Origin of the sequence: Paraburkholderia strydomiana (assembly GCF_031456815.1) — a bacterium.
GTDB lineage: Bacteria > Pseudomonadota > Gammaproteobacteria > Burkholderiales > Burkholderiaceae > Paraburkholderia > Paraburkholderia caledonica.
Genome location: NZ_JAVDVL010000001.1, coordinates 115,287 through 132,098 on the forward strand (window position 1 = coordinate 115,287; position 16,812 = coordinate 132,098).

Sequence of the window (16,812 nt, forward strand, 5' to 3'; positions counted from 1 at the left end):
GGACTATCTCCGTTGAAAATCGGGCGAGACCAGCAAAAGTGCAATGGCCGTGGATGCGCTTTCGGCACGTGCGACGGCCACAGCACTCGGCGCGCTGAGCGATCCCGGGAGCAGCACCTGCCCCAGCGAACGCGCGTCGAGCCGGTCGCCGACGCGCGCGGCCAGGCGCTGCGCCACTTCGACGCGGCGCACCAGCGCATCGGGCGCGGCCCAGCTTGCAGCAATATCGTCGTAACCGGCAGGCGAGCCCGGCCGCCACACGGGTTGACCGAGCTGCGCCAGGATGGGCGCAGCCTGCTGATTACCAAGGTCTTGCCAGCCGAGCCCGCGCATCGAAGAGATCGCCCATTCCCACGGCGTCTTGAACTTGACAGCGACGGGCGACCACGCTTGCGGCATATCGAGCAATGCACGGTAGACGGACGGCAGATCGCCGCCGCTGCGCTCGAGAACGCCCGCAAGCCCCTCGCTCACGCCTGCCGGCGGATTGTCGGCAATGAAATGACGGGCCAGTTTCGAGCCGATGTGCTGCGCTGTTGCGGGCGCGCTGGCGAGATCATGCAAGATTGCAAGCGCCTGCTGTTCGCCAGGCTGATCGTAACGGCGGCCCATGATGGTTCGTGAGCCGGGTTCATGCAACGCGTCGCGAAACACGAAGCTGCCCGGCGCCGAGGCTTCTTGCATCGGACGGCTTGCCTGCATGCCTGCACTGGCTGAACTGCCGGCGTTGGCGATATTCCCGGGATTCCGAAATCCGGTAGCGAGACTCCAACCGGTCAGCGCGCGGGCGAATTCGGTCACGTCCTCCTGGTTATAGCCACTGCGCACACCTAGCGTATGTAGCTCCATGATTTCGCGCGCGAGATTTTCGTTGAGGCCGCGCTTGCTCTGGGGATTTCGCTGCGCCGCCCGCATCGCCGCGACGCTGTCCGGCCCTACCGAGCGCGTCTGATCGAGAAACAGCTGCATGGCCGGATGACGTTCGACCGCGACCAGCATGTCCTCGAAGCGGCCCAGCACATGTGGACGGATCGCTTCAGCTTCGAATGAGCCGGCGAGCGCCGCCACAGCGGGCTTTTCCGTCGACACTGCGAAATGGTTAGACCAGAAATGAACCAGCCGCTCGACAAAGGGCGTCTGTGTCGTCAGTGCGCTCACCACCCGCGCATTCACGGACGATCGATAGTTGTCGCGTATTTCCGCACGAATCGCCTTTCGTTCGGCTTCCTTATCTTTTTTCGTGTCGCTTTGCGATGCCGCCTGCTCGCTTGTCTGAGCATTTGTTTGTGCGGGCATGCTCGCGCCGCCCGGATTGCGCTGAGCCTGCATACGCAACTGCATGCGCTGCTGCTCCAGTTCGCCCGATATTGCCAGCGAATCCGGCTGGCTCGCCCACGCAGCCGGCTTCGCCTGATACTGATCGAACTGCGCGAGTAGCCAGGCCTTCGGATCGGCGGGCGGCGTATCGTCGGCGCGGGCGCCCAGGCCGAAGCGGTTCAGCGCAATTGCAGCGGCGGTAAGGTTCGGTTGCGCAGCCATGCGATCCTCTTCGGCGTTAGATACAGCTTGAACGTGCGGTGCGAGAGATATCCGTCGCGCCAGTCTGATTTTTAATCGCCCGAAGATGCCGGACTCGCCGGCCTCGCGACGCTGGCGCCGGGCTGCGGCTCGCGCCACTGTCCGCGCAAGCGGAGGCTGTCGGCAAACTTGACGCGCTCCTCAGGCGACAACCCCGACGCGAAATCCGCCACACTGCTTTCCACTTGCGCGCGCAGGTTGCTGTCGGCGGCGCGCGTGCGAGCGAGGGCGGCGTCGAGTGCCGGGCGATCGAGCTGCGGAGCGGCCAGCAGACGCAACACCTCGCGCCGCCCTTCACGTGCCTCGCGCGCGAACTGTCGCGCCTCGCGGCGCCCGTTCTTCAGGCTGTCAGCAAACTCTTTTTGCCGCTCGGTTGAAAGCGTCTGCGCGGCAAAGCGCAACGCGCGCTGTTGCGCGACGAGCGGCGTCGTGGCACCGCGCGCCGCAAACCACTGATAGGCGCCACCGGCAATCGCGCCCAGCAGGAACACATTGAGCACCAGCGAGGCCACCAGAACGATTTTCCATGTCCGGCTGTTCATTCGCCGCTCCAGTCGGCGGATGAACCACCGAAACTCGACGTTAGATATGACGACTCGTGCATCGGCGGAACCGTTTCGGTCAATACAAAAAACGACACGGCCAAAGCGCCGGCCGCGCCGCCGAGCAAGCCGACACCCGCGACCGCTGCGCCTGACCACCACCATGCGCGCCGCTGCGCAACAGGCCGCCGCCGCGGCGCGCTGCCGATAATGCGCTGCTGCAGTGCCGCGTCCGGCGGCGCAACGTGGTCGGCAGCGAGCCACGTGTCGAGCTCGGCGGCTTCAGCCAGGTACGCATCCGCTTGCGCGCGATGCGCGTCCGCCCAGCCCTGCGCCGCTGCCCGCTCCTGTTGCGGCCAGCGGCGCGGATCGGCGCCATAGGCTTCGACGATCTGGTGGAATCTTTCCGGCGTCATGACTTGTCCTTGCTAAGGCCGCTGTCGGCCAGTTGAGCGCGCAGATTGCGGCGTGCGCGGGCCAGCAGACTTTCCAGCGCATCGACGGTGACGCCCATCAGTGCTGCGGCGTCGGTGTTCGACATCTCCTGGTAATAAGTGAGCACCAGTGCCTCGCGTTGTCGCACGGGCAAGGCGGCGAGTGCTTCGCGAACGCGCTCGCCGCGGGCGCGCGCTTCGAGCCGTGCATCCGGCGGCGGGGCGGGATCGACCTCGTCGGGCAGGTCGTCGCCAGGATCTTCGCGCCGGCCGCGCAGGCGGTCATAGCAAAGATTGAGTGCGACGCGATGAATCCACGTGTCGAATTTCGCCTCGCCTTCTCGCCAGCGCGTGGCCTGTTTCCAGATCCGCACGAACACTTCCTGCGCGACGTCTTCCGCTTCCATGCGGTCGCCCAGCATGCGCGTGGCGACCGCGAGCAGACGCGGCAGCTTGCGTGCAACCAGCGTGCGCACGGCGGCCGGATCTTGCCGGCCGACCTGCTCCAGCAATTCCGCGTCGGGATCGCGTTCGCTCAAGAGGCCGCACCCTTCGACACACGTGCGATGCGCTTCACGTCGGCTTTATCCTCGTAGGTTCGTTGCGCGTGCATTATCCGGGCGCGGTTTTTCAAGCGGTCGTTCAAGCGGTCGTTCACGCCGTTGTTCAATACACGACGACTGCCGGACGATAGTAGACCGACCGCGCCGGGTAGACCACACAACCGCCGAGCGACGCCACGAGCAGCAATATCAACAGTGTTTTCATGGCAGCTTGCCTCCTTGAGTCATGTGAGGCCTTCACGCCCAATGGCCTTCGACCCAGCGCCAGTTCGGACCGCGCTGCACCCAATGTCCCGGCACCCAGTGATAACCGGCGCGAACCGGCTGCCAATGGCCCGGCGCCCACTCGTAACGACCGTGGTGCCAACGCCAGCGGCCCTGGTCCCACACATAGCCCGCTCGCGGCGCGGGCAAGACTTCGACGCGGGGCGGCGGTGGCGCGACAGGCGCGATGATCACGGCTTGGGCGATGGCAGGTGCCGCGGTCAGCGCGGCGGCGCAGGTCGCCGCGACGGCGAGCACGTTGCGTCCGAAGTGAAACGGCGTTTTCGATGTCATGTCGGTTTCTCCCATTCATTCAGTATCGAAGCGCGGCAGGGCTTCGTTTCTTCTTAAACGCGGCAGCGGGAAAAATCCGTCGAATGCTTCGAATATTTATTTGCTTCGCAGCGACAATCTTCGCTGCGACGGGCCGGAGCGGGTGCAAATCATGACTGTCCGTGCTGGTTGTTCTCCGCCCGACGCCAGTCGGCGGGCGTCATGCCCAGATGTTGGGTGAATGCCCGACGGAACGCCGCGACGGATTGATAGCCGACCGTCTCGGCTACGACTTCGGTGGACACGCCTGGCTTTTTCAACTCATTGGCGGCCAATGCCATCCGGACATCTGTCAGGAGTTCATTGGGCGAGCGTCCCACCTTGTCCTGAAAGTGGCGGAGCAACGTCGCGCGCGACATGCTGCAAAGTTCGGACAGTTCGGACAGGGTCCACGGATAGGCCGGATCGTTGAATATGGCTGCAAGCGCCGGGGCGAGGCGCGGATGTCCCGCGAGAGCCAGCAAGCCTGTCGGCGCCTCGTCAGACTCGCCGGACATACGCAGCGCAAGCGCGAACAACGCCGTAGACAACGCGTTCAGCATTGCATAGCCGCCCAGCCTGTCCGCACTCGATTCCGCCTGCATGAGCGCCATCAGCCCTTTCAGTTGTGCAAGCGTCTCAGCGCTGGACGAAGCCCCTGCGGCCGACGTCCGCACAACGAGCCGAGGAGGCAGATATGCGCGGATCAGGCGGTCATGCGGCGGCGCCAGCACGATTCGACCGCAAAGCATTTCAAGGCGCTGACCACTGCCTTTATTTTCGCTGACGGTCAGGTTCAACGTCTGGCGCTGGCGCGCAGGTTTCGGGCGCGCGCCGCTGCCGTCGTGAAGAATATGGGCCGAACCGTGCGTCAACATCACGATGTCGCCAGCACCCAGATCTTGCGGTTTGCCCTCGCCCGGCGTCTCCAGAATGGCCGATCCGCCAAGCACGATGTGATACGGCATTTCCCCGGCAGCGGAATCGTCGTAGATGACTTGCCACGGAGCGCCGTACGAGCATCGGAGTTCGAGCTGCCCGCGCACCGTCATCATGCCGAGCAGACGGCTCAGCCAATCGAGCGTGAGTGACATACCTACCTCGGTTGATACTTTTGAGCATGATATTGGCAATCCAGAGGCTCAACAAGATCATTTCGCGACCCTAAAGTGGAGGCTCCTAACCACCACCGCATGAGGTCGATCATGAGTCGCATTGCAATCCCCGCAGTTTCGAACGCCACGGGCGCCACCGCCGAAGTCTATGCACGGGTACGGAAGATCGCAGGCGGCAGCGTGCCGAACCTGTTCGCGACGGTCGGTCACCTCGCACCCGCGACATTGAACGCCGTGCTCGATGCGGAAGGCGCGCTCGCGTCCAGCAGTCTCAGCAAACAGGATCTGGAAACCATCAAGCTGCTCGTCAGCGAGCAGACGGGTTGTGATTACTGCGTGGCCGCTCACGTGATGTTGGGAAAGATGACCGGCCTCTCGCCCGAGACGCTCCGTCAGATTCGCGCGGGCAAGGCGACGGGCGATGCGAAGCGTGACGCCCTCGTCCACTTCGTGCTGACCCTGCAGAGCACGCGGGGCACGATCGATGAAAGCGAGTTCACCGCCATTCGCGCCGCCGGTTACAGCGACACGCAGCTGGCTGAGATTTCGCTGGCAATCGCCATGACGATCTTCACGAATACATTCAATCGCATTAACGACACTGACGTCGATTTCCCGCCGGTCAAATAACACGTGCGTAATCGGGCGGACTCGTCACGCGGTGACGTGCCGCTCGCCGCATCGTTGTGATCCGGCGGAAAGCCGGATCGCTGCCGCACTGGCCACACTCACTCGCAGGTGTACTGGAGGATTTCATGTCTCAAGTTGAACATTTCGATACGTTGATTCTCGGCAGCGGCCAGGGCGGCAAGCTTCTGGCGTGGCATCTGGGACGATCCGGACAACGGGTCGCCGTAGTCGAACGGCAGTGGGTCGGTGGGTCATGCCCCGCGGTGGCTTGCCTGCCGAGCAAGAATGAAATATGGAGCGCGCGGGTCGCGCATCTGGCGCGGCATGCCGGCGACTTCGGCACGACGACCGGTCCGATCGCCGTCGACATGGCGAAGGTCCGCGAACGCAAGCGCGGCATGATCGAGAGAGAGGCGGCGTTTCACGTTCAGGCGTATGCGTCGAGCGGCGCCGAGTTGATCATGGGCTCCGGCCGTTTCATCGGACCGAAGACGATCGCAGTGCAACTGAACGACGGCGGCACGCGCACGCTCGCCGGCGATCAGGTGGTCGTGAATGTCGGCACGCACGCTGCAATTCCCGATGTGCCCGGACTGCTGGCCGCCGGACCGCTGACGCATATCGGCGCGCTCGATCTCGACTACGCTCCAGCGCATCTGGTCGTGCTGGGCGGCGGTTATATCGGCATCGAGATGGCACAGGCTTATCGCCGCTTCGGAAGTCGCGTGACGATTGTCGAGCGCGGCGCCCGCCTGATGGCTCGCGAAGACGTGGACATCAGCGAAGAGATGCGTGGGATTCTGACCAACGAAGGAATCGATATCGTGACGAGTGCTGAAACGGTCCGTGTCGAAGGTCGCTCCGGTACGCAGGTTCGCGTCGTGCTGCGAACCGCTTCGGGGGAACGGGTGATTGAAGGCAGTGACATCCTCGTTGCGGCAGGACGGGTTCCCAATACGGCCGGCATTGGGCTGGAGCAGGCAGGCATCGAACTCGACGAACGCGGATACATTCGCGTCAACGACAGGTTGCAGGCATCGGCACCCGGCGTATGGGCAATCGGCGAAGTCGCGGGCAGTCCGCAGTTCACGCATGTTTCGGTAGACGATTTCAGGATAGTGCGCGACAACCTCGCGGGCACAGATCGAACGACAACCGGCCGCCTGGTTCCGTACACGCTATTCACTGATCCGCCGCTCGCACGCGTGGGTCTGAACGAACGCGATGCACTTCGCGACGGTATTGCGGTTCGCGTCGCGACACTCCCAATGAGCAATGTGCTGCGAACTGAAGCGACCGACGAAACTCAGGGATTCATGAAGGTTCTCGTCGACGCCAAAGACGATCGTATCCTGGGATTCTCGATGATCGGACCGGAGGCAGGAGAGGTCATGGCTTCGGTGCAGACGGCAATGATCGCAGAGCTTCCGTACCCGAAACTGCGCGATGCTGTCATCTCGCATCTGACGTTCGCCGAAGGTTTGGGGCCGCTTCTGTCGAAGGTTCCTGCAAGGGCGGCTTAACAGGCGACCGGCGCATGGGCGCGGACTGAGCGAGTCCGTTGAATCTGGCGGGCTCGCTCGTTACTTGCGCAATCTGCCCGCGCCCGGACATGGTCCATAGCCAGAGAAACGAGCGTTGCGGCAGTCTGTATTCCGGATGCCCCCTATCGGACCATTGCAAATGATTGTCCCGGTTCGTCCTTGCATCGACTGCTGTTGAATGACAATCAGCCGGACTGAGGTCGCTGGCACTCGGTCTGGAACCAGTAGTCGACGAGGCGCTGCGCCGCCTGGAGGTCGTCCGGATAGTACGGGTCATACCACGGGGACGGGTCGTAGCCCGCCTTTCTCAGAGCACCGAGTTCGCTCTGGTGCTGCGCCATGGTCGGCGGCGCGTTTGTTCTTAGTGCCGCGAGGTCGCGGCACTCTGTCGGGGTAAGGTGCGGTCCGGTGTACGGCATAACGGGAGCCACGCAACCGGCGACCAGAATCGTCACGGCGAAAAGCGTCGACCAGTTTGTCAGCAGTCTGCTCATGGTGAGTGTCCTTCGGTGCGAGCGAAACAGGGGCGACGCCATGCCGGCGCGGCTGGCGTGTTTCCTCGGGTTGTTCGTCTTTCGAGTGATGATTCCGTTGCTGTGCGATAACGCCTCCTCACGGAGGCGACAGAAACTACGAGCAATCCCCACGCCTGGTTTCTCAAGCTCCGCTCAGATTTCCCGCCGCAACAAACAAGTGTTCGTGTCATGCCGACTTTCGCATGAATCCGTGTTGGCGACGCGACGACAGTTTATCGAATTCGTCGCGCCCGGCAATGTCCGAATCACCGGTAAACAAGGCTTGCAGCGATATGGCATGGACTCTGCAATACACCGCGTCCAGCCGTAGCGCGAGCCACCGTGCATCCCACCGGATGCTGTTGCGTCGCGCCCCGTTCGCGCTGATACTGAATCGACCAGGTCGTCGACCGGAGGGCATCATGTTCATCTATCTGTTTCTCTTGCTGCAAGAGCTGCTCGACCGCGCTGAACACAGCCGTCGGGACGCGTACCTCGCATCTGCTGTGGACATGTGCGAGCTTGAACGTCGCATGCACTCGCTCGATATCGACGGCTGACCTCGCTCAACGCGGCACTGTCCGTCGATCAGTTCGGATGGCAGAGCAAATCTTCCGGCGTCTCGAGCATAGCCAGGCGGCGGCGTCGCACCGATAGTAGAGACTCCCCGGCACGGCGTCCGTGCTCCCGACTCCGCGACTACCCGACTCCTCAGGAACGACATGAATAACGCCATCGCATCGCGAATCTGCTCATCTCCAACGACCGTCATCGCTCTGCATTGCTCGGGCTCCGGTGCGACGCAATGGCGCAAGCTCGGCGAGGCGCTTGGATCGCACCATTCGTTCGTCGCGCCGGAGCACTACGGCTGCGACAGCACCGGCCCATGGAGCGGCGAGCGCGCGTTCACGCTTGCCGACGAGGCGGCGAGGACGGTCGGCATCATCGACGCCGCCTGTGGCAAGGTGCATCTCGTCGGCCACTCGTATGGCGGTGGCGTGGCGTTGCGCGCGGCTGTCGAGCGGCCCGAGCGCATTGCGAGCCTGACGCTGTACGAACCGTCGGCGTTTCACCTGCTGAAGGCGATGGGCACCTACGGAGTCGAAGCGCTTTCGGAAATCGTCGCGATCTCGAAGCGCACCGCCGACGGAGTCAGCTGCGGCGACTATCGCGGTGCGGCGGCTTCGTTCGTCGACTACTGGAGTGGACGCGGCGCATGGGAAGCGCTGCGGCCCTCGGTGCAGGCCGCGCTCACGCGCTGGGCGCCGAAGGCGCCGCTCGACTTTCGCGCGCTTCTCGATGAACGCACGCCCGCCAGCGCTTACACAAGCCTGCACGTGCCGGCGCTCATCATGCGCGGCGAACACGCGCCGGTTCCGACGCGGGCGATCGCCGAGCGGTTGCCCATGCTGCTGCCTGCCGCACGCCTTGCAATCGTCGAGGGCGCGGGACACATGGGGCCGCTCACGCACGCCGATCAGGTCAATGCGACGATCGCGCGGCATATCGCCGAGTCGGAAGCGGCGCATTGATGAGGCAATAGTCGAACGCAGTTAGTTTGGGAAATGCGGGTTACGCGAGCGTCATTCCATTGAAGCGACAACTTCGTCGGTGGTCACCACGCCGTGCGCGAGAAACGCGTAATTGACCATTGCCGCTTTATATCCATCGCCCCAAACGGGGTGACGTGGTCCCGCAGTCGCATCGCTCACGACGTGGACCTCGAATCCCTGTTCGAGCAGGTCGCGCAGATGCGATTCCACGCACATATTGGCGAGCATGCCGCCCAGTACCACCTTGCTCACGCCACGCTTGCGCAGTTGAAGGACGAGATCGTTGGTTTGCGGTCCGAAGACCTTATGTGGGCTCACAACAACCGTCTCGCCGTCGTTGATGTAGGGCTTGAATTCGTCGAGCCAGTCAGCGCCCGATCCGTCGAAACCTTCGAGATTCAACTGACCGCTACGCGCAAACGTCCCGGTAGCGAATTCATCGGACTCCAACGGTCCGTTGAATTTCCACAGGCGATCGGTCGGGAAAAAGTAATGTGGCGATATAAAGACGGGAAATTTCGCGGTCTTTGCCGCCTTGAAGATTCGCAGCATGTTTTCGACCGTCCTGTTCTCCGTCACGCTTGCTCCCACCGCGCCCCAATTCTTACCCGACTTGCTCAGGACATCGACTTGCGGGTCGATGAATACTACGGCTGTCTCCGTACGATCAAAGGACACTTCGGACCTCCAGGAAATCGCGTGACGGCTCACCGGCCTCTCCGACCGGAGCCTCCCGACCAGATTAGGAAACGAAGACCTGGAAAGCAACGACGCATTGATGCGGCATCCGGTTTTGCATGCGAGCGCCGGATGACAGGGCGCTGGATGCGTCCGCAGATCGACCCCGCGTGCATGCTTTTAACAAGGCGATGAGTAAGACTCCCACGCGCTTGTTGGAATTCGGCATGCAAATACGGTTTTCCCGACATGCCCGTGCGTTTGTTTTTGAACGTGCGCGGGTCGCTCAGGTCGGCGACACGGCGGCCAACGCCCGAGACGAGCGTGGCCGCGCTGCCTCACGGTTACATCGCTTTAGTTCCTGAACGCTGATCGACGTCTCCGATTCTCGCGCCTTCGTCAACCGTCGAAGGCGGTTCGGCCGACGTCTTGCTGTCGGACGCCTGAGCGCAGCTGAACAGCAGAACGCGAGGGTCATTGCGGTTGTCGTCGGCTTCGCGAACGCGGTCGATCCGTTCGATCGGCTGTACAGACTTGTCGCCGCAGATGTGTTGCGCCACTTTCGTGCAGGTCGCCGCGCTTTCCAGGAGGCCGTGGCACTCGGCCCGGTATGTCCTTACGCCGTTGCTTGCGTCGACGGAATAGGCGTTAAAGGATGGACCACTCGCTGCCGTGCATCCGCTCACGAGAAGGACGCCGGTCGTAAATAGGCTTGCAAGAAAAAGTCGGTTCATCAGGTGCTCCCATAGACTGTATGTGGCGGAAAACGCGGAATACGCAGAGAACGCGGGACACGCGGCTGCGGTCCCGTACTCACGACTTACCATTGCATTGCGGCGCCGACGCCGACGGTCGTGCCGCCTGGGCTCATGCCCACGCCGGCCTTCATTTTCAGATTCTCCGCGAGGCGCGCGGTACCGCCGATCGCGACCGCCTGGTAACCGCGGAAGCCCGCCGTGCCGATACCGAGCGACAAGGTCTTGTCCTTGTCCACTTCGGGAATCATCGTCAACGCAGTCGCTGCAGCGATGCCGGAGTACGCGTTGCGCGCCGTCGAATTGATGCCGTTCTGCAGTTCGTTCACGCGGGCGTCCGTGTATGCGTTTGCCTGCGACAACGCCGCGTTCAGTTGTTGAACGTTCACCGCGTCGGTAGGCGCGGTGCCGGCCGCCACGTTGATCACCTGCCGGGTGGACTCGCTGGAACCGACCGCCACCACATTCGCACGTCCGCCGTCGTTACTGTTCGCGCCGAGCGCCGTCGAGCCGCTGCCCGTGGATGTCGCGCCGGCTCCTACGGCTGTGGAACCGCTGCCCGACGCCGTCGAGCCGTTACCCACCGCCGAACTGTTGTTGCCCGAAGCCACGGCGCCCTGCCCGCCCGCCGACGAGTTCGATCCCGAAGGTGTCGGGGGCGTGGGCGTGCCGGGCGATGACGAGAAGCTGCCGCCGTTATTGGTGGTCTGCTGGTTGATGAGCGTCGTCAACCGGTTGGTCACTGCATCGAGCTGCGATACGTTCACGGCGTCCGTGCCGGCTTTGCCCGCAGCGAGACCGGTAATCTGCCGGTTGCCGACGTTGACCTCGCCCGCCGACGACTGCGGACTGCTCAGTCCGTAAGCGATGTAGTTGCTCAACGCGCCGACCGTCGTCACCGATCCGGCTCCGAGCGCCACACTGTTGGCGAACGTCGCGCTCGCGCCGGCCCCGAGCGAAAGCGCGTCGATTGCACTGCTGTGCGCGCCTGAACCGATTGCAACGGATCCGGCGTTTGCGGCACTCGCATTCGCGCCTTGAGCGATCGACTGCGCGCCGCTCGCCACAGAGCCGCTGCCCACCGCAATCGCGTCCGCCTGCGCGGAATTCGCGGCCTGGCCGATCGCGACGCCGCCGGGCGCGGTTGCGTCGACGATCGCCCCGTTACCCATGCCCACACCGTTGTCGCCGTTGACGACCGTGGTCGGTCCCACGGCGATCGACTCCGCGCCGACCGCGAGCGAGTCCGCCGCCGTCGAATTCGCATGGAAGTACATCTGGCCAGTCACCGCAAACGACGACAGTGCGCCTGCCAGCTGGCGGATGGTGACGGCGTCGTGCTGCTGCGTACCGTCGGCGACGTTCGTCAACTGCCGATAGGTGTTGCCGCTTGCGCTGCCGAAGGACACCGCGCCGAGCAACGTCTGATCGCTGGTATCGAACGGAATCGCATGCGAGCCGTTGGCGATCGAGCCGACGCCCGAGAGCACCGCCCGGTCGGACACCGAACCGGCACCGATTGCAACGGCACCCGCGACCGACGCACTCGACAGCGAACCTAGCGCAACGGCGTTATTGGCCAGTGCCGAAGCGCCGTTGCCGCCCGCGAAGCTGCTCGCGCCGCTCGCCGTCGCCGCGACGCCCGCGGCCAGCGCATTGAGGCCAGTGGCGCCGTCGTTGTTGTAGTTGCCGCCGTGCGTGCCGCCGTCGTTGACGCTGTAGTAGTGCTTCGCATTCGCCGTCACGACACTGGCGAGGTTATCCACTGCCTGATCGGTGGCGTAAAGCTGCGAGCCGTTCACTGCATCGGTACTGTTCGCGTTGACACGGCCCGCGGCCACGTTCGTCACGGTGCGCTCGTGACCGAGGCTGCCGACACTCACCGTGCTCGTGGGCGAAGTGCCGGCATACGCATATGCAGTGCCGTTGATGGTGTCGCCAGTGGTCGCCACGGCCACGTCGGTCGTCGAGCCGCTGCCGAGCGCCACGTCGTTTGCATTGTTCGCCGTCGCGCCCTGACCCATCGCGGTGCTGCCCGCGCCGGCAGCGACGGTTCCCACGCCTGCCGCCAACGCGTTGACGCCCGTGGCACCGTCGTTGTTGTAATTGCCGCCTTGCGTGCCGCCGTCGTTGACGCTGAAGTAGTGAGTCTTGTCAGTCGCGACGGTCGCCGCAAGAGCGTCGATCGCCTGATTGCTCTGGTACAACTGCGAACCGTTCACGGCGTCGGTGCTCGTCGCGCTAAGACGGCCCGCCGCCACGTTCTGGATCTGGCGCTCCGTGCCTGCCACGCCCACGCTCACCACGCTGGTCGGCGCGGTGCCGGCGAAGTTGTAGACCGTACCGTTGATGGTCGTGCTCGCGGTCGGCGTTGCGGTGCCGGTCTGGGAGCCCGAGCCGAGCGCCACGCTGTTCGCGTTGCCGGCCGACGCGCCGGCGCCGAGTGCAATCGCGCCGGCCTGGTTCGCGACTGCTGTATCGCCGAATGCGAGCGCACTCGCGCCGCTCGCGTTGCTGGCGTTGCCCAGGGCGACCGCACCCTGACCATTCGCGATGTTGCCGTTGCCTTGGGCGATCGCTCCGTTGCCGTTCGCCGTGTTATCCGCGCCGACCGCAATCGCGCCATTGCCGGTCGCGCTATTCGGGTCGCCGATGGCGACGGCGCCATTGCCGCTGACCGTCTGCGCCTGGCCGAGCGCGACAGCGCCCGTCCCGCTCAGCACCTGAGAGTTCTGGCCGCCCGCTATGGAACCGGCGCCGGCCGCTGCGGCAACCTTGTTGCTATCGCCGATCGCAACCGTCGATGCCGCGAGGGCTTGCGAAGAAGAGCCAACCGCCGTCGCGTTTGCGTTGCTCGCAACGGTCTGGTTGCCCAACGCGACAGCGCTGCTTCCCGAGGCCGTCGCCGTCGTGCCCATCGCAATGGCATTGGCATTGGTACCCGTCGAAGCCGAATCGCCTATCGCAATGGACGAGGCCCCGCCCGAACTCGCGCCTGAGCCGATCGCAACCGCACGAATGCCCGACGCTGCGGCGCCCGCGACTGCCGCCGGTGCGGACGACCCGCCTTCGGCGACGGAATCCGCTCCACCCAACGCGATCGAATTGGCGCCACTGGCGCTGGAGCCGTTCATCATGCCGAGCGAGTTGAGTCCCGACGCGGCGGCTCCCGCCCCCAAGGCCACGGCATTCTGGGCAGTGGCGGCGGCCACCGTGCCCGCAGCCAGCGAAGAGGGACCCGAAGCTCGCACATCGGTGCCGATACCAATCGCTCCCGCCGCCGTTGCGCCCGTGCCCGCGACGGTACGCGCTCCCAGATACACGGAGTTGAGGCCGCTCGCGATCGACTGAAAGCCGACGGCCACGGCATGCGTGCCCGAGCTGTCGGCGATATAGCCCATTGCAACAGCTGCGGCTCCGCTCCCCACCGACTGGAAGCCGAAGGCGGCAGCATAGTCGCCGGTAGCGGTGACGTCAGTACCGATCGCAATCGACGATTGTCCGGACGAACCGGTGCCCGCGGCGGTGCGCGAGCCCATGTAGATTGCATTGACGCCGGCAGCATTGGCTCCCGAACCAACGGCTACACCATTGGTTTGCGAACCGATGGCTCCGCTGCCCAATGCCACTGCGCCGGAAGCGGCTGCGCTGGAACTCGCGCCCATTGCAACCCCGTTGTCTCCGGTCGCCTTCGCCGACGGGCCGACGGCCGTCGACAGGTTGCCGCTGGAGACTGCGTCGACGCCGATACCAATGGCGGCCGATCCGCTAGCGGCAACATCGGTACCGATCGCAATCGCCGATTCAGCGGTCGCGCCGGTGCCCGGAGCATTGCGCGCCCCCAGATAAAGCGCATTCGTTGCATTGGCGATCGCCTGATAGCCGACGGCCGTGGCATTGATTCCTGTAGCGTTAGCGGCGTAACCCAGCGCAGTCGCCCCGCCGCCACTGGCCGTGGACAAAAAGCCCGCGCACGAATCGCTGCCGTTAAAGAAGTTATAAGGTGACGACGAGCAATTGACCTGTGCCTGCGCCTGCGTGCCCCATGCGCCGAGGGCCGCCAGCACGAGCGCTGGCAGGATGCGCAGAGTCGCTCCGTGCAACACCGTGCTGCGACGATCGCCGTCTCGTCCATCGACTACCGGGGCACAGGTTCCCAAATTCCCTTTGCCGCGCGTTTTGTCCCGTTCCGAGGCGGCCACAAAAGCCCCTAGTGAGGCGTTCCAGACTGTCCGATATGCCTTATTCATGGTTATTTTCCTGTAAGGATTCACAATTCGAATTGGAAAAGACAAGCGTGTTTGTTTACAGCCATTACATTTAGGATGACTATTTATATTGAATGGACGAAGAACTTCAGCCGTGTGTCTTTTGGACAGGCGCGACTAGCCCTTTTCCCCTTCAGGTGTTCACGGATAACGAGTTTTCCAGGGCGAGCGAAGCCGTCCTCGCCGTGCAGGAATTCAAGTTACGGGGTAATGGCTGAGCCTCGGCTAGAAAGCTGCTGAGCGGCTACGCAGCCGGCCGGCGGCCCTGCCAGGCATTGGTTTTACGAAGGTCCGAATGATTGCGGCATAAGGGGAGCAAAGGCAGGCATTAGCTGCAACGGGCGGCCTGGAAAAGGGTCTCCTTCGGCCAGACGCATGCCTGATCGTTTTTCGCTTCCCATATTCATTTGTATTGCCCCTTAATAGCCTGTTGGGACTTTTTCGTGGTGTGTTGCACTACAGCCGCTGCAGTGCAAATTCCAATGTAATGAAAAGAAAGTTGCAAATTCCGCGCAACTTTCTCATACGATTTTTCATTTGTCCACAGAAAGACGTGGCTATTGGGGCGTCTTGCAAGATTTAACAATCGCGCCGAATTCCCGTTTTAAATGCATTGCAGATAGTGGATGACATGTATGTGAAGACGACTGGCAAATTCCCAGCCAATGTTCCGAAATTCCCAGTGACTATTGGGCATTTGCCACCTAAAGCGGCCCGCCACGCCGAATACAATCTTGCCTCGCGAGGTCAAGGGCGAAGACTTAGGTGGTTCTTCCCACATACCGGATTGAGAACAAGGCCTATAAATCGTGGACGCAACTGCGGGGGTCACGTCTTCCCTTCCGCCATGACGGCATGGCCACCGGCGCAAAAAGAACTCTGGTTATAACAAACAGGCTACGAGGGTTGCCGATGAATGTCTTCGATACCGCAATCCAGACTTTCCTGACCGGCGTTGCTGCAGATCTGCCCATACTGAACCACCCGATCAGAGTCCTTGCGGCTCTATACACGTTCAAAGGTTTGGCGCTAGTGGCGGTGTTATGGTGGATCTGGTTCAAGCCCGGTCAGCGGGCGGAATGGGAACGAGAAATGGTCGTTGCGACGATCCTGAGCGCGTTGCTCGCGCTCGCAACGTTCAGAATCGTCGCTCACTTCTTGCCGTTCCGGATGCGTCCGGTTTATAACCCGGAGCTGCACCTGCAATTTCCATCGGACGATCTGGGCGCTGCCGTTTTGCCGACCTGGAGCTCGTTTCCGAGCGATCACGCCATGCTGTGGGTGTCGGTCGCCACCGGCATCTTTCTCGTCTGGCGCGCCGTCGGTGCACTTGCGCTACTGCACACGGCGATTTTCATATGCCTGCCGCGCGTCTATCTCGGCTGGCACTATCCGACAGACATACTGGCGGGCGCGGCTTTCGGGGCGGCGACCACGTGGACAATGACGCGAGACGCAGTCAGAACCCGTTTTGCAGTTCCAATCCTGCGATGGCTACGAAAATCTCCGGGCCCAGGTTATACGCTCCTATTTGCTTTATGTTTTGAGCTGGTCACTCAATTCGAAGAATTACTGATACTCGGGCGTTTGCTTCTGAAGTAGTTCGAACAGGTCGGGTTACCCAGATCGTCGCCTGGGTTAACCCTCCGAATAGCCAGAGCGAGCTCCTGCACATCATCCGGGCATTATCCATAGCTCAACTTTTCGCGCCCGAAGCCGTAAACCCATTAAGGCGCAGGAATAGACGCAGCGGCTGACGAAGACACAGCTTTGCCGGAGTTCCGGACCGTACATGAGTAAGCGGACTCAAGTTAAATCTTGCAAGCGCCAGTTTGGACTTCGCCCACGAAACAAACTTCATTTTCTGCATGACAAGCTTGATGCCGTTAGCAAATGCGCTCCAACGGATCGAAACCGGGAGCAGCGTCTGAAACGCCTCGAACCAAATTACCGGGAAGCGCGAATTCCCTGCACTGCTAATGGTGCAGGCTTTGGCGAGACACAGCCCGCTGAACAGAAACACCGTTACTTCAATAGCGCAGCCGACGCGGCCCCGAATAG

The 16,812-nt window shown here is 62.8% G+C and carries 15 protein-coding genes; 5 read left to right on the top strand and 10 right to left on the bottom strand.

Annotation, left to right across the window (positions count from 1 at the left end):
- Nucleotides 1–3 precede the first annotated feature (3 nt).
- The 6 genes from J2W46_RS00515 to J2W46_RS00540 all read right to left on the bottom strand — a co-directional run bounded on the left by J2W46_RS00515 (nt 4) and on the right by J2W46_RS00540 (nt 4,787).
- Nucleotides 4–1,539: a DUF1800 domain-containing protein gene (locus J2W46_RS00515; protein WP_310350416.1), complete on the bottom strand. Its 1,536-nt coding sequence runs from the start codon at nt 1,537–1,539 to the stop codon at nt 4–6.
- Nucleotides 1,540–1,610: 71 nt separating this feature from the next.
- The gene (locus J2W46_RS00520) at nt 1,611–2,120 is read right to left on the bottom strand and encodes a periplasmic heavy metal sensor (protein WP_020067761.1); all 510 of its coding nucleotides are present in this window, start codon (nt 2,118–2,120) and stop codon (nt 1,611–1,613) included.
- A complete protein-coding gene (locus tag J2W46_RS00525; protein WP_020067762.1) occupies nt 2,117–2,536 on the bottom strand; it encodes a hypothetical protein in 420 nt (139 codons plus the stop codon). Before J2W46_RS00525 ends, J2W46_RS00520 begins: the two co-directional genes overlap by 4 nt.
- Nucleotides 2,533–3,093 carry an RNA polymerase sigma factor gene (locus J2W46_RS00530; RefSeq protein WP_310350420.1) on the bottom strand — a complete coding sequence of 187 codons (561 nt, stop codon included), beginning with the start codon at nt 3,091–3,093 and terminating at the stop codon, nt 2,533–2,535. The genes J2W46_RS00525 and J2W46_RS00530 overlap by 4 nt, the downstream gene beginning before the upstream one ends.
- A gap of 261 nt (nt 3,094–3,354) precedes the next feature.
- The gene (locus J2W46_RS00535; protein WP_020067765.1) at nt 3,355–3,675 is read right to left on the bottom strand and encodes a YXWGXW repeat-containing protein; all 321 of its coding nucleotides are present in this window, start codon (nt 3,673–3,675) and stop codon (nt 3,355–3,357) included.
- A 149-nt stretch (nt 3,676–3,824) separates the two neighbouring features.
- Nucleotides 3,825–4,787, bottom strand: a complete 963-nt coding sequence (locus tag J2W46_RS00540) for a cupin domain-containing protein (protein ID WP_310350421.1) — start codon at nt 4,785–4,787, stop codon at nt 3,825–3,827.
- A gap of 111 nt (nt 4,788–4,898) precedes the next feature.
- On the opposite strand from J2W46_RS00540, the gene J2W46_RS00545 reads away from it, so the two are divergent.
- Together J2W46_RS00545 and J2W46_RS00550 are read left to right on the top strand one after the other, a co-directional pair.
- Nucleotides 4,899–5,438, top strand: coding sequence for a carboxymuconolactone decarboxylase family protein (locus J2W46_RS00545; RefSeq protein WP_020067767.1), 540 nt, complete (start codon nt 4,899–4,901; stop codon nt 5,436–5,438).
- Nucleotides 5,439–5,563: 125 nt separating this feature from the next.
- Nucleotides 5,564–6,961, top strand: a complete 1,398-nt coding sequence (locus J2W46_RS00550) for a mercuric reductase (RefSeq protein ID WP_204521445.1) — start codon at nt 5,564–5,566, stop codon at nt 6,959–6,961.
- A gap of 206 nt (nt 6,962–7,167) precedes the next feature.
- Here the strand turns inward: J2W46_RS00550 and J2W46_RS00555 are convergent, their stop codons facing one another.
- Nucleotides 7,168–7,476 (bottom strand): DUF4148 domain-containing protein, encoded by a 309-nt coding sequence (locus tag J2W46_RS00555; RefSeq protein WP_204521451.1) that lies wholly within the window; start codon nt 7,474–7,476, stop codon nt 7,168–7,170.
- A 443-nt stretch (nt 7,477–7,919) separates the two neighbouring features.
- Here J2W46_RS00555 and J2W46_RS00560 point away from each other — a divergent pair, with 443 nt between their 5' ends.
- Both J2W46_RS00560 and J2W46_RS00565 read left to right on the top strand, forming a co-directional pair.
- Nucleotides 7,920–8,057, top strand: a complete 138-nt coding sequence (locus tag J2W46_RS00560) for a DUF3563 family protein (protein WP_310350426.1) — start codon at nt 7,920–7,922, stop codon at nt 8,055–8,057.
- Between the two features lie 162 nt (nt 8,058–8,219).
- On the top strand, nt 8,220–9,029 hold the full coding sequence (locus tag J2W46_RS00565; protein WP_310350429.1) for an alpha/beta fold hydrolase: 810 nt from the start codon (nt 8,220–8,222) through the stop codon (nt 9,027–9,029).
- 51 nt (nt 9,030–9,080) lie between these two features.
- Here the strand turns inward: J2W46_RS00565 and J2W46_RS00570 are convergent, their stop codons facing one another.
- Both J2W46_RS00570 and J2W46_RS00575 read right to left on the bottom strand, forming a co-directional pair.
- The gene (locus J2W46_RS00570) at nt 9,081–9,728 is read right to left on the bottom strand and encodes a cysteine hydrolase (RefSeq protein ID WP_310350432.1); all 648 of its coding nucleotides are present in this window, start codon (nt 9,726–9,728) and stop codon (nt 9,081–9,083) included.
- Nucleotides 9,729–10,548: 820 nt separating this feature from the next.
- Complete coding sequence (locus J2W46_RS00575) at nt 10,549–14,733, bottom strand: YadA-like family protein (RefSeq protein ID WP_310350434.1); 4,185 nt, start codon at nt 14,731–14,733, stop codon at nt 10,549–10,551.
- 930 nt (nt 14,734–15,663) lie between these two features.
- Between J2W46_RS00575 and J2W46_RS00580 the strand changes: the two genes are divergently transcribed.
- Nucleotides 15,664–16,353 carry a phosphatase PAP2 family protein gene (locus J2W46_RS00580; RefSeq protein WP_310350437.1) on the top strand — a complete coding sequence of 230 codons (690 nt, stop codon included), beginning with the start codon at nt 15,664–15,666 and terminating at the stop codon, nt 16,351–16,353.
- Nucleotides 16,354–16,447: 94 nt separating this feature from the next.
- Here the strand turns inward: J2W46_RS00580 and J2W46_RS00585 are convergent, their stop codons facing one another.
- Nucleotides 16,448–16,774: a hypothetical protein gene (locus J2W46_RS00585; protein WP_310350439.1), complete on the bottom strand. Its 327-nt coding sequence runs from the start codon at nt 16,772–16,774 to the stop codon at nt 16,448–16,450.
- Between the last annotated feature and the right edge of the window lie 38 nt (nt 16,775–16,812).